At 66.8% G+C, this 12,939-nt stretch carries 7 protein-coding genes and 2 pseudogenes; 3 read left to right on the plus strand and 6 right to left on the minus strand.

Going from position 1 to position 12,939, the window contains the following annotated elements:
* Positions 1–242: 242 nt before the first annotated feature.
* From ASF53_RS15740 to ASF53_RS15750, 3 genes are all read right to left on the minus strand, one after another.
* A complete protein-coding gene (locus tag ASF53_RS15740) occupies positions 243–1,295 on the minus strand; it encodes an acyl-CoA dehydrogenase family protein (RefSeq protein ID WP_502690590.1) in 1,053 nt (350 codons plus the stop codon).
* Between the two features lie 235 nt (positions 1,296–1,530).
* On the minus strand, positions 1,531–1,812 hold the full coding sequence (locus ASF53_RS15745; protein ID WP_286134480.1) for an ATP-binding cassette domain-containing protein: 282 nt from the start codon (positions 1,810–1,812) through the stop codon (positions 1,531–1,533).
* Positions 1,813–1,869: 57 nt separating this feature from the next.
* Positions 1,870–2,952: a tyrosine-type recombinase/integrase gene (locus ASF53_RS15750; protein WP_286134481.1), complete on the minus strand. Its 1,083-nt coding sequence runs from the start codon at positions 2,950–2,952 to the stop codon at positions 1,870–1,872.
* A gap of 223 nt (positions 2,953–3,175) precedes the next feature.
* Here ASF53_RS15750 and ASF53_RS15755 point away from each other — a divergent pair, with 223 nt between their 5' ends.
* A complete protein-coding gene (locus ASF53_RS15755; RefSeq protein ID WP_056200259.1) occupies positions 3,176–3,439 on the plus strand; it encodes an AbrB/MazE/SpoVT family DNA-binding domain-containing protein in 264 nt (87 codons plus the stop codon).
* Positions 3,436–3,822: a type II toxin-antitoxin system VapC family toxin gene (locus tag ASF53_RS15760; RefSeq protein ID WP_056200262.1), complete on the plus strand. Its 387-nt coding sequence runs from the start codon at positions 3,436–3,438 to the stop codon at positions 3,820–3,822. The genes ASF53_RS15755 and ASF53_RS15760 overlap by 4 nt, the downstream gene beginning before the upstream one ends.
* A 294-nt stretch (positions 3,823–4,116) precedes the next feature.
* Here the strand turns inward: ASF53_RS15760 and ASF53_RS15765 are convergent, their stop codons facing one another.
* On the minus strand, positions 4,117–10,245 hold the full coding sequence (locus ASF53_RS15765) for an autotransporter outer membrane beta-barrel domain-containing protein (RefSeq protein WP_156635579.1): 6,129 nt from the start codon (positions 10,243–10,245) through the stop codon (positions 4,117–4,119).
* A 643-nt stretch (positions 10,246–10,888) separates the two neighbouring features.
* Positions 10,889–11,722 (minus strand): annotated as a pseudogene (locus ASF53_RS15770) (metallophosphoesterase); the annotation flags it as partial.
* On the opposite strand from ASF53_RS15770, the pseudogene ASF53_RS25815 reads away from it, so the two are divergent.
* A pseudogene (locus ASF53_RS25815) lies at positions 11,716–12,174 on the plus strand (SLOG family protein); the annotation flags it as partial. The pseudogenes ASF53_RS15770 and ASF53_RS25815 sit on opposite strands and share 7 nt — an antisense overlap.
* 613 nt (positions 12,175–12,787) lie before the next feature.
* Here the strand turns inward: ASF53_RS25815 and ASF53_RS15780 are convergent.
* Positions 12,788–12,939 (minus strand): transposase (locus tag ASF53_RS15780; RefSeq protein WP_156635583.1); only part of this gene is annotated, 152 nt, incomplete at its 5' end.

Here is a 12,939-nt window from a genome sequence, read left to right on the forward strand (position 1 = left end):
GGGCCATCCGGGCCTGAAGGGGCCATCCGGGCCTGAAGCCCGCGACCTCCATCCACCGCGCTACTCTCCCTCGGCCCCTCCACCCCTGAAAATCAGCGTTCTCACACGACCTCGGTCAGGAGTTCGCACGCCCTTTGTTCAGCTGTGCGTCACAACCGGACCTTCGCCCTCAACAGACCGAAGGTTGGCTCCTGATAAAGCAGCGGACGGTGCTCTGGAATGTATGTGTACAGATCTAAGAATTAACTCTTACGCATCTGTCCGATCTTCCGTTGGAACGGCGGTTCGGTGCCGTTGACGGCGTCGTCGCCGACGACCCGGTCCTTGAAGATGCGTGGATTGTGCGAGGCGATCGTGCGGGCGTTGCGCCAGTGACGGTCCAGCGCATGGCGGCGGCTGGTGGCCGAGGCGCAAAGCGCGTCGAACAGGATCGTCCCCGCGTCGAGGACGAGACCGATCAGCACGCTCTGGGCCTGCGCCAGTTCGATCTCGGCGGCGACGTTGATCGCGTGCGCCTCCGCCTCGGGGAGGCCAGCGGCCCGCGCCTCGTAGGCGCGCTGCACGGCCTGCGCCGCCTGCTCATTGATGGCGCCCGCCGCGTAGGCGAGGCCATGCACCCGGCCCACGACCTGGAGCACCTGCAGGTCGGCGCTCGGGCGCGCTCCGGCGGCATGAGAGTAGGTGCGGTTGCGCTCGCGAAACGCCTGCGCCACCTCGCTCGCCGCCGCCCGAGCGATGCCGATGAGGGTGGCGAGATGCACCGCCTGGAAGAAGGCCGGGCCGTAGGGAAAGCGGTCCGCTGTCGGCAGCGGCTCGCCGATCGCGGGCGCGTCCTCGAACAGGGCGGTGCCGCTCGCCGTCAGCCGCTGGCCGAAGCCGTCCCAATCGTCGATCACCTCGACACCCGGGGCTTTCGCCGGCACCACCACCGAGGTTTCCTCCCCCGCCTCGCCGGTGCCGACGACGTCGATCCAGTCGGCAAACAGCGAACCCGTGGTGTAGTACTTCTGGCCCGTCAGACCCCAGCGCGCGCCGCTGCGGTGGATGCTCGTCTCGAAGGTGCCGACCGCGGCCGGGCCGGTCTCGGACCACGCGCCGCCGAACAGGTCGCCTGCCGTGAGACGTTCAACCCAGTGCGTCCGGCGCTCGCCAGTCGGGCTGCCGACGGTGTCCTCGGCGAAGCCGAAATGGTTGCGCAGGGCCTGCGGCAGGTTGGAATCGGCCTCTGCCAGTTCGGCCAGCAACGCGAACAGGTCGGGCAGGATCGCGCCGAAGCCGCCCTCGTCCTCCGGCACCCGCAGGGCGCCGAAGCGGGCTTCCTTCAGCCATCCGATCGCCGCGTAGGGCAGATCGCGGTCCTGCTCGCGCGCGACCGCCCCCTCGCGGATGCGGGCGAAGACGGGCCGGAAGCGCGCGGCGAGGGCCTCATAGCGCGGGCTCGGGGGTGTGCCTCAGGCGGTCCAAGGGGCGGCCGACCGGGCGGCGTCGGGTTCACTCATCGACTGTCTCGTTCGGTGAAGGACAAAGGTTTCAGTGCCGGGTCCCGGCCTCGGCGCCGCCGAGGTAGAGCGCGCCGAGCCGTCCGCTCGCGGCGAGGTCCGCGCTGGAGCCGGAGGCCACCACGCGCCCGCTCTCGAGCACGATGGCGTGGTTGGCGACCTCGAGCACGAGATTGGCGTTCTGCTCGGCGACGAGGACGCTCATCCCCTCCTCGCGGATGAGCCGGGCGACGATCGCGAAGATCTCGGCGACGATGATCGGCGCGAGCCCCATGGAGGGCTCGTCGAGCAGGAGCAGCGTCGGGCGGGTCATCAGGGCGCGCCCGACAGGATTCGAACCTTTGCCCCCAGGTCTCCCGGGTTCTTTGGACTAGGCCCTGTTCTGCAGCGTTGCGAGCTTCCGTGCTCCACCACGCTGAGCACGCAGGCGCTCACCGTAGCGAGCCGGCATCGCTGGCGTCTTCCACGATCCGGCCTGCATCACCTCGAGCAGTTCGAAGCCCGCTGCAAACATGTCCTGCGTCGCCCCAACCCGGGTCGAATGTCCGGAGGGCAGCCGCGCCAGCTTCAGCCCGGCCGCGGTGGCAAGATCGCGAAACACCCGCGCCACCTCCCCTCCTCCGAGCGCGGCCACACCGACCTGCCCGCCCTTGGTCAGCGGCCGGAACAGCGGGCCACTCTCGATATGGGCAGCCTCAAGCCACGCCGCGATGTGCTCCATGGTATCGGGGGCGAGGTACTTGATCGCCCCCTCCCCCTCCTGGTCGGCCTTCGAGCGCCGCACCAGCACGGTGCCGGAGCCGTCGGCGCCCTTGTGCAGATCCCCAATATGTAAAGAGACGAGTTCGGAGCGGCGCAGCAGCGTGTCGTAGGCGACCGCGACCAGCGCCGCGTTGCGCAGCGCGATCAGCGGCAACTCGCGTTTCGCCTCCGTCACGCGTCGGTGGAGCCGGCCAGGCGTCTTCACCTCCAGCATGCGCTCGATGCTGCTGCGGTTGAGCGGCTCGGCCTGCTTCTGGCGCCTACCCTTGGCGCGGCTCATCCGCTTCACTGCCAGGCGCACGATTTCGTCGGCGCAAGGGTTCTGTAGACCGGCTGCCCGGTGCAAAGCCGCGATCGACGAGCGGTAGCGCTCGACCGTGGCGCGCGCCTTCGTCTCGCTTTGCGCGTCGATGAAGGCCGCGACCGTCTCGGGCGTTGCCGGCAGCATTGCCCTCCCCGCCTCGCGGCACCACGCGGCGAAGATGCGGCTGTCGGCGGCGAGCGCGCGGACCGTGTTGTCGGCGAATGCGCCGCGCGCAGCCCGTGCGTGCTGCTCCAGCCGCTCGATCAGGAGGTCGAGGCCGGGCGGCAGCGCGTGGACGAACGGGACCGGGGGAGCAAACGCGCTGTGGTGTGGTCCGGGGGCGGAATCTGTGGCGTCAGGCTCCATGGCGGGAGCGTAGCCGTTCAAATCTTAACGATCCACACATTTCCTGCGATAGTTGGTATTATCGTAGCCAATTGCCTCACGCCAAAGAGGTCTCCTTGTTAGGCGTGAGCGCGCGTCTCGAACAACAAAATGACATTTTTACCGCATGATGCACCGACACAAAAGTGGCTTCAAAGCTTAAGATGACAATTTGCGATAGAGACGGTACGCTGCTTTGGGATGTTTTGACGGAAGGTAACCTCCGATGACGTTTGTCACCGATGTGAAACTGGCCGCCAACGGGCGCATGGTTCTTCCGCAGGCAGTCCGCGAGGCGATGGGCGTGTCAGGCGAGACGCGGATCATCGTGACGGTTGATGGTGCTGAGGTCCGCCTGTCGCCGATCGCGAACGTCGTTACCAAGCTCCAGGCTCTCTACCGCGAGCATGTCAAAGATGATGCCGATACAGCTTCATTCCTAGAAGAGCGGCGCGCAGATGACAGCGACGGCGAGGATGCCAAAGCGTGAGCGCTGTCGTCTTCGATACCTCGGCGGTGATCGCGCTCCTGCGCAGCGAGCCGGGAGCGGCCATCGTTGCCGCGCGCGTCGGTCAGGCCGCCATGTCCGCCGTCAACCTTCAGGAACTCGTCAAAGCCCTGATCTTGCGCGGGTTGGCGCTCCCCGTGATTGAGGAGGTGGTGCAGGAGTTGCGCCTCGATCTGCACGCGCATGATCGCGAGGCGGCCTTCGCCGCCGCGCGGCTCACGGAGGCGACGCGGCAGCACGGCAGTGGGCTCGGTGACCGGACCTGCATGGCGCTCGCCATGAAGCTCGGCGTGCCGGTCCTCACCTCCGATCGGGCTTGGGCGAAGCTGAAGATCCCCGGCCTGGAGGTCGAGGTGGTCCGCTGACCTAGAGCCGTATCCGACTTGATTGCATCAGCCGGCGTCTCCAGATCTTTGTTTCTGCGGGCTTTCTTTCGCCGAATCGGCGTCCACTTCGTCGGAAGTCGCTCCGGGTCACGGGCGGCTTGCGACACCGCCCCCCGTTCCCGCACCCGCTTCACCGCCTCCGACCTGAACTCGCGGCCGAACCTCCGTCGTTGCCTTGCCAACCACCGGTTCCAAAACACCTATCTCGGTGTCCACGAAACCGGCAGCCGCTCCGCTCCCGTCACCCGCCTGTCGTCCGGAAGCTGGCAGGCATCAGAAGCGCGCCTGCAACCGGACGCTGCCGTTGTGGGAGAAGAAGTGATCCCCAACCTGTGACTGATACTCGCCCAGCAACTCGAGCCCGTTACCGAATTTAACCTGCACACCGAGGCCGGCATCTCCCACGAGGTCCGGGATACGTGAGGCCGTCGCGAACAGTCCGAGGCCGTTGCTGCCCTGGAAGCTGGCGCGCCCGATGAAGTTGTCGTCGGAGAGCATCGTGACGCCGAACTTACCGTAGGGCCGGATCCAGCTTTCCGCGTCGATATCGTAGCGGCCACCGATCTCCACGTTGGGGCTGAAGGCGAACAGCGTCTTATGCAGCTCGCGGACATCGAGGTTCAGGGCTTGCGCGCCGGTCTCCGAATAGCCGGGGCTGTGCGTGTAGAGCACGTCGACCTCGGCGTAGGGCCTGATGTACCAGCCATCGAACAGGAACTGGTAGCTCGCTCTCAGACGGCCGGCAGCCGTCAGCACTTCCGACTTGCTATGGGCGAGCCAGCTGTTGTTGCCGATACTAATCGACCGCCGGTTGTCCGACCAAGCGTAGCCGACATTCGTCGAGGCGGCGAACAGCCAGGCCCCCACCTGATGCTTGAGGGCGACGGCGATGTCGGCGGCATCGGCCATCGACCCACTGACCTGATCGGCATCGCGCAGATAGGCGCGCGTGTAGGCGCCCGTCAGTCCGAAGAACCAGTCACGGGCGAATTCGGTCTGCAGGCCGCTCTGATAGCTCAGGGAACTCTGCCGAAAGCCGCCGTCGTCCGGCGTGCCGAACATTGCGGTGTGGCCCGCTGCCACCCGGCCCCACACGCAGTCGCCTTCCTGTTGCAGGGTACCGGTCCCTGTGAAGGCGGGGCAGCTGTTCACCCGGTGCAGTCCGGCGCGGGCGTCGGAGGCGCGGCCATGCAGAACGTTCTGAAGGGATTCAGGATTGAGGTCGTCGAGAGCGGCAGCGTAGCTCGACTTGCTACGAACCGAGAGGAAGTCCGCGAATACGGTGGCCTGCGAATGCGAGCCGACGTTCCACAGCTCCTGCAAGGCCCCGGCGGCTGCCCGCTGGTCGCTGGTCAAGGTCATGCCCAGGGGGGACACGAAGTTTGCGCTCGGCCGGAGGGCCACGTTTTCTCCGGTCCGCACGATCGCCCACGACACCGGCACGGAATCGGACTGGATCGCCGTGTTCGGAGCATCGGCGCTCAGCGACTGGATCTTGCCAGCGGTCAGGAACGTGTAGTCGCCCGGAAGAAGGCTGCCCATCACGTTCGGCCGCACCGTTCCGCCCAGATCGACCGAGCCGCTCACGGTCAGATGGTCGTTTCGCAACGCTCTGTCGGAGGCCAGGGCATCGATATCGATGAGCAGTTGGCCGCTCTGCGATTGGACGAAGTTTCCGGTCACTTTCAGATCCGTGACTTTGCCGCTGCCGCCGATGTCGATGACACCGTGGTTCGTCAGGCGGCCGGCCGAGCCGACATCGATCATTCCGTGCAATCCGGTGAGGAGGAGCGCCCCGCTCTGGCCAGGAGCGCCGTTCACGAAGATGTCGCCCAAGCCCGAAGCGACGCCTCTCAGATCGATGTCGCCCACGATGATGCCACGGTTGGTCAGCGTATCCTGCGCCAGCGAGCCGATGATCGCGCGTCCCGACAGGGCGCTGACGTTGCCGTCCTCCGCGATGGTGATCGTATTGTTCGCGCCGCCGTCGAGCCGGATGCCGGCACCGCTTCCGCTGCCGCCGCTGACGATCCCGTCGACCGTGACCTTGATCGTGCCACCCGTCCGGCCGGGATCGATCGAGCCGTCGGTGCGCTGCACCCCGCTTTGCGCAACGATGGCGGTGGCATCCGCCCCCAGGGTCGCGATCGAGCCTTTCGAAGAGACATCGATCGTGCCGCCCTTGCCCGTGGCGTCGGCGCGGCTCGCTCCCGTGGCTGTGAAATCGGCGCGGTCGGAGAGGTCGGCAACCCAGCCGCCGCCCCCGCCGAGGCTTTGCGCGAAGACGCCGTGGGCCTTCCGGCCCAGCGTCAGCACGGACGTTCCTCGGTCGAGGGTGATCTCAACCTTGCCACCGTCGCCGGTGGCCTGGCCGGTCGACACGAAGGCGGGCGCGTTCTGCGTCGTGCCGCCATATCCGCCGCCGCCGCCGATCGATTGCGCAAAGAGGCCGTAGGCGGCGGTGCCGGCGGTCTCGATCCGGGCGCCCCCCTCGAGGGCGACGCTCACCTTGCCGCCGTCGCCCTTGGCGCCGCCGGTCCCGCCGATGCGCCCGGCCACCGTAGCGAGATCCGCCTCAGCGTTCGTCGAGAGACCGCCGCCGCCGCCGATCGACTGGGCGAGGATGCCGAAGGCCGCGACGCCGGCGGTCGCGATCGAGCCGGTGCCGCCGACCGTGACCGTGCCACCGTCCTCGGTCGCTCCGGTGCCGCCGACGCGGGCGTCGATGGTCGCCTTCCTGTCGTTGTCCTTGGTCTTGTCCTTTGCCGTCTTCGACGCTTCGAGAGCGGAAATCTCCTTGTCCAGGTCGATCCCGGATGCGTCGAAGATGGCCTTCTTCTCTGCCGCCGTGAGTGCGCCCTTCAAGCTGATCAGCTTGTAGGGATCGTTGACGTTCAGGACGGAGACGCCGCCACCGCCGCCGATCGACTGGGCCAGGATGCCGTGGGCTTCGCGCCCCTGCGTGGTGATCGATCCGGTGTTTCCGACTGTGACCTCACCCCCGCGGCCCCTCGCGCCGTTCTGGCCGCCCGTCACGGTCTGGTAACCGGCGAACTCGCTGATGGACGTCAGCGGATCCCAGCCGGATTTGTCGGCACCGGTGGTGGCCGTTCCGCCGCCGCCGCCGACCGACTGAGCCAGGATGCCGAAGGACGAGGCGCCATGGGTGGCGATCCGTTTGCTGTTGTCGACCTCGACTTTGCCGCCCGCTCCGTTGGCGCCGCCGTCACCGCCGGTCGCGCTCTTCAGGTTGATGATCTTGCCGCCTGAAACGTTTGCGTTGCCGGCATTGCCGCCGCCGCCGCCGATCGACTGGGCGAAGATGGCCGATGCGGAATTGCCGTAGGTCGTCAGGTTTCCGGCATTGGTGACGGTGACGTCGCCACCCTTGCCGCCCGCTCCGCCCGCTCCGCCGAGCGCGGTGTTGTACGAGACGGAGAACGGAATCTCGGGCTTGTAGTCCCGCTCGCTGAGAAACTTCGGCATGATGGTGCCACCGCCCACGGAGGACGTCGAGCGGAAGAGCTCGTCGAGCAACTTCCAGCCTTGCATCATCCCGGTTCCGATATACTTGCCGGTGTCCTTTGCGAGTTCGGTCTTGAAGGAATCGCCGGCCGAACTGGAGGCCGAGCCGCCGCTGCCACCGCCGCCGCCGACGGATTGCACCTGGATCGCGTAGGCGCCGTCACGGAACGTGTCGACGGTGCCGGTGTTGCTCACGACCACGTTGCCGCCATTGCCGGCCGCACCGCCCTTGCCGCCGACGGCCTGGCTCACCTGCACCTTGTTCGATGGTTCGGCCATGCCGATGGGGGCCGCGCCGCCGCCGCCACCAATGCTCTGGGCGAAGATTCCGCGGGCATCCGCCCCCCAGGTCCGGATGCTTCCGGCATTCGTGAGGTCGAGGCTGCCCGCATCGCCGCCCTTTCCGCCATTGCCGCCGACGACGCCGTTGATGGACATCGTCTTCGGCTTTACCGGGAGCAGGCCGATCACCGTGTCGGCGCCGCCGCCGATCCCGAGATCGGCCGCCTTGATGCCGGTGATCGTCTTGACCTCGCCGGATCCGCCCGCGCCGCCACCGCCGCCGACGCTCATCGCGTGGATGCCGTTCGCCGCGTAGCCCTCGGTCTCGATCGCGCCGGTGTTAATGAGCTCGACGCGTCCGCCCTTGTTGCCGCTGCCGCCCGCCCCGCCGACGGCGCCGTTAATCGCCATCGCGTAGCCATTGCCGACGGCCCGCTGCATCACGTCGGCGCTGCCGCCCACACCGCCGCCGCCGCCGATGCTGTAGGCGGCGATGCCGGCGGCCTGCGACCCGGTGGTGGCGATCTCGCCGGAATTGGTAACCTTCACCGTATCCGCGGTGCCGCCGGTCCCGCCGCTGCCGCCGAGCGCGGTGTTGACCGAGACCGACAGGACGTCCTTGCCCTTCTCATCGCCCATCACCGACAGGCTGAAGGTGTCGGCGAGGCCGCCGGAGCCGCCGCCGCCGCCGACGCTCATGGCCAGAATGCCGGAGGCGTCGCCGCCGCCGGTCCGCACCGAACCGGAATTCCTGACCTCGACCCGACCGCCGGTGGCGCCCTCACCTCCAACGCCGCCCTGCGCCGAGGCGATGACGATGTTGATGGGCATGTACTTAGGAACGTTTGCGCCGATGGCGGCCGCGATCGAGGCGCCGCCGACACCGCCGCCGCCGCCGACGCTCATCGCCTGGACGCCGTAGGCGCGCGACCCGCCGGTCGTGAGGGCGGCGCCGCTGTCGACCTTGACGGTGCCGGCGCTGTTGCCCTTGCCGCCGGACCCGCCGTTCGACGTCGCGACGGTGACGATGAGGCCGGCCGCACGGGACACGGCATCACCGCCGATTCCGCCGCCGCCGCCGATCGACTGCGCCAGGATGGCGGCAGCCTCGTCGCCCTTCGTCTCAATCGTCACGGGGGCGCCGTTGGCCGCCCCCGCCTTCGTCGTGACGCTGACGTCCTGCCCCTTGCCGCCGATGCCGCCGTCACCGCCGAGTGCGACGTCGAAGAGGAAGCCGAACGCTTGGGCTTTTCCGCCACCACCGCCGCCGCCGCCGATGCTCTGGGCCAGAACGCCGTAGGCCTTGTTGCCCTCCGTCCGAATGGATCCGTCGTTGACGACATCGACCTTGCCGCCGACGCCGCCCTGCCCGCCGGCGCCGCCTGATGCGAAGAAGAAGCCGCCGCCGAAGCCGCCGGCTCCGCCGCCGGAGCGCTCCTTCACCGGAACGACTTGGAGCGCGTCGAGGGGTTTGCCGCCGCCGATGCTCTGGGCGATCATGCCGATTGCGCCGAGACCGCCGGTCTCGATCGATCCATGGTTCGTGACTTTGACGGCGGCGCCGTTGCCGGCATCACCGCCGTCGCCTCCGCTGAAGCTCGCGCCGCCGCCCTGGCCGCCCTTGCCGCCGACGGATTGTGCCAGCACGCCGAAGGCGTATTGGCCGCCTGTCTTGATGCTGCCGTCGTTGGTGGCCGTCACGGAGGCAGCGTCCCCACCCTTCTCTCCGGGTTGACCGCCTCCGGTCGTCTTCTGCTCACCGCCGGTTCCGCCGACGCTTTGCACGAGGGCGCCGATGGCGTGGTCGCCGGCCGTCTCGATGCGCCCGCCATTGGTGAGGATCGCCGTGCCGGCCGACCCGCCCTTGGTCACGAAGGGATTGCTGTAGAAGGTTCCGCTGCCGCGGACGGAGCCTGCCCCACCGAGGGATTCGACGATGATAGCCGTCGCGCCCTTGCCAGTCGTGGACACGCCGCCGGACGGGAGGATCTCCAGGATCACGTCGCCGCTGGCGCCGCCCTTCTTCGCCTCCGTTACCGATGCGTCGGTTCCCCCATTGCCTGCATTTCCGCCGGTCGAACTGACGCGAACCCCGAGGAAGGATGTTCCCGCCGTCGAAACGGTGGACGACAGCGTCAGGCCGACCGAGCCGGCGGAGCCGCCACCCCCGACATCCTTCTGGGCACCCCCGCCGTTGCCGCCCCGCGAATAGACCCAGATGCGCGGTGCCGCCGACCTCTGATCGGCGCGCCCGGATACCGGATCGGCGAGCGAGACGGTGACATTGCCCGCGGAGCCGCCATCGGCTCCGGGCACCGAGGCGGTGCCGCTGGCATCGCCCGAGCCGCCGTCGCCACCGCGCGATCCCATCTCGATGGTGCTGGACGGGTTCTTCTGAGCGGCACCGACATCGACATTGGCGAGATCGACGTTGCCACCCGGCGAGCCGGCCACCGCATCCCGTGCCCCGAAGCCGAAGAAGCCGGCGGTTCCGTTCGGCCCTTTCGCCCCCCGGGACACTGTGGGGGTCGGCCGATCGGCCGCAACGGCCGGCAAGACGATCGCCATGGCGAGGATGCTGACACCTGCGAGCAAGGCCAAACGCTTCTCGGGGGAGACAGAAGCGGTCTGCGACAGGGGAGTCGGGACGGAGACGGAAGACATCTTTGCGACTCTTGAGATCAGCGACTGCGCGATCGCAGATCAGCCGACGAGATGCGGAGAGGCTCGCCCCCCGGACTGGGTGACGGACTGTCCGCTAACTCTGGCAAAGATGGTTAACGAAAGACTAATTCGAAGCACATTTGAGAATGAATGGATGCCTTCTGTGGCAACAAAGACATAATTGAGCTATTGTAACTTGCAATTTTACGAACTGATACCATCACAATGATTGAATGACTCGGAGTTAATCCAGCAGGTTCAAGCATAGAAGTATGAAGGTGGCCGGGCTCGCCACGATGGATCAATTCCCCTCAGCGCGATTTTCTCATTACAAGTCGGACGCGCTTTTAAAGTACAGTGAAGGGTTTTCCCCATTCGTGAACAGGAAAACGGGCACTCCGCGGCGAATGATGACTCTGATTTGACCTTCGAGCCGCTTCGTCAGGGACGGCATTCTACCCCAGGCTGATGTTCGGGGATGGAGGCAAAGGTGTCGGGATGTGAGGTCAGCGCACCTCGCTTTGTTGCACCGAACGCCCCCTCTGCTCCCTGAAAAACTCCGCCGAACGGAGCGTCACGACGCGGGCCGTAGGGTGATCCGCGTCAGTTCCGACGGGCGCCCGAGCCGCAGCGCGAAGCCGGGCCAGAGCCCGGTGCCGTTGCTGACATAGAGCAGCATGCCCCCGACTCGGTATGCGCCGGAGACGAACCCGGCGTTGCCCCGTGCCACCAGCCGGTCCAGGCCGCAGATCATCCCACCGTGGGTATGCCCGGACAGTTGCAGCCTGACCCCGTGCTCGGCTGCTCGCGCAGCGTTCGCCGGTTGGTGATCCAGCAGCACGATCGGCGCACCGGCGGGCCTGCCCGCCAGCGCAGCGGCGAGATCGGCTCCCGGATGGCCCGTAGCGGGCGCCGAGCGGTCGGTGACGCCGGCGACCACAAGCGAACCGCCGTCGCGCCTGAGGACCGCGTGGGCGTTGGACAGCATGCGGATGCCGAGGCCCGTGAGGTGGCGCATCCATGCCTCGTAGTCGAAGAAGTATTCGTGGTTGCCCGGCACGGCCCAGACGCCGTCCCGCGCCGTCAAGGCGCGCAGCGGCTCGACGTCGGTCCGTCGCGATGCGAGCGAGCCGTCGATGAAGTCACCCGTCACCACGATCAAGTCCGTCCCGAGGTCATTGGCGCGCGCGACGACGGCCTGCACCCAAGCCGCGGGAAAGAGGCGGCTGATGTGCAGGTCGGACAGATGCAGAATCGTGTAGCCGTCGAAGCCGGCGGGCAGGCCCGGTATCGACACCGTGACGTCCTTCAGCGGCGGCACGCGCACGGCCTGGAAGACAGCCACCGCCGCCAGCATGACGGCCACGAGCATCACTGCGTAGCGCCAGGCCAGGGGGAGCGCCCAACCTCTTGCACCGCCGCACCGAGACCCTGGTGCGCAAGCTCGACGACAACGAGGTGGCGCAGAAGCGCGCGCAGGGCGAGCAGGACGGCTCCGAGATCAAGTCGGTCGAGCTGGAGCGTCTGATCGCGCTGGGTCTGAGCCTGAGCGAGCGCCGCAACGCCTTCGAGTACATCCGCGACGCCGCCGCGGGGGTCTACCGGGTCCAGACCGGCTCGATCTGGCGCCCGCGCTCGGGCTCACAGGTGAACCACCGCACCATGACCGCGGCGATGATCGACAGCCGCGGCTTCATCGCCGCCCAGCGCCGGGCGGAGAGCGAGATCCTCATGCCGCCGGGCCCGCGCATCGCCTTCACCGGTGGGCAGGACTATCAGGACTACGAGCGGATCTGGAATGTGCTCGACTGGGTCAAGGCCATGCACGCGCAACTCTCGCCGCTCGGTTGGGACCGCATCAACCTCACGGGCGACTATGTTTGGTCCGATCGTCTCAATCTCGGGTCCGACGGGCTCATGCCGCCTCTCGGCGAGCCCAACGGTGCATCCGTTTCCCAATAATGCACACGGACCCACCGGACGACCGGCGCACCGAAGCAAGCCTCAGAAGTCGCGCCGACCGGTAGAGAAGGTCTTGTTCCTGCGATGATGAGGCGAACGATAAATGAATGTCAGGCCGTGCATGAAATAGTTCTCTTAATATCAAGTAAGAATTCGTTTATATTCCCTAGTATATTGCTTCTAAAAACCTAAAAAAATCACAAAGGTGCTAGTGTTGCGACAATCGCCTATTTCTGATCGATCTAAGCGATTTTACATCATGCGAATGACAAACGTAGGAAGTTGTAGTGGAGCACTTAAGGCAAATAGGCCCACTGCAGTTAGTGGTCGGATGGTAGTTAAAATAAAAATATGGCGGAACGCTGTAATTGAGCTGCCTCGTTCTTGAGCCGCTGCCGGTCGTAAAGTGCTTTCTTACCGTCCGCGGAACGGAGCCAGGGCGTAGCAACGAACGGATTCGCCCGCCAAGCCCCAACTTGAGTGAACTGACGTGGCGACGATCTTAGAGCGCCTAACAGAACCGTCTGATCTGGTTGAGGGTGATAAGGCTTGCCGCGAGGCTGGTGAAGGCCTCGTAGATGTCGGCGCGACGCTCGTATCGGATGGGTAGGCGGCGGAAGCGGTTGAACCAGGCATGGGTCCGCTCCACGACCCAGCGGTGGG

The organism is Methylobacterium sp. Leaf123 (assembly GCF_001423405.1).
Lineage (GTDB): Bacteria > Pseudomonadota > Alphaproteobacteria > Rhizobiales > Beijerinckiaceae > Methylobacterium.

Excerpts from the sequence above, each read along its gene's own strand:
- ASF53_RS15745 (WP_286134480.1), bottom strand. The coding sequence starts at position 1,812 with ATGACCCGCCCGACGCTGCTCCTGCTCGACGAGCCCTCCATGGGGCTC.
- ASF53_RS15755 (WP_056200259.1), top strand. The coding sequence starts at position 3,176 with ATGACGTTTGTCACCGATGTGAAACTGGCCGCCAACGGGCGCATGGTT.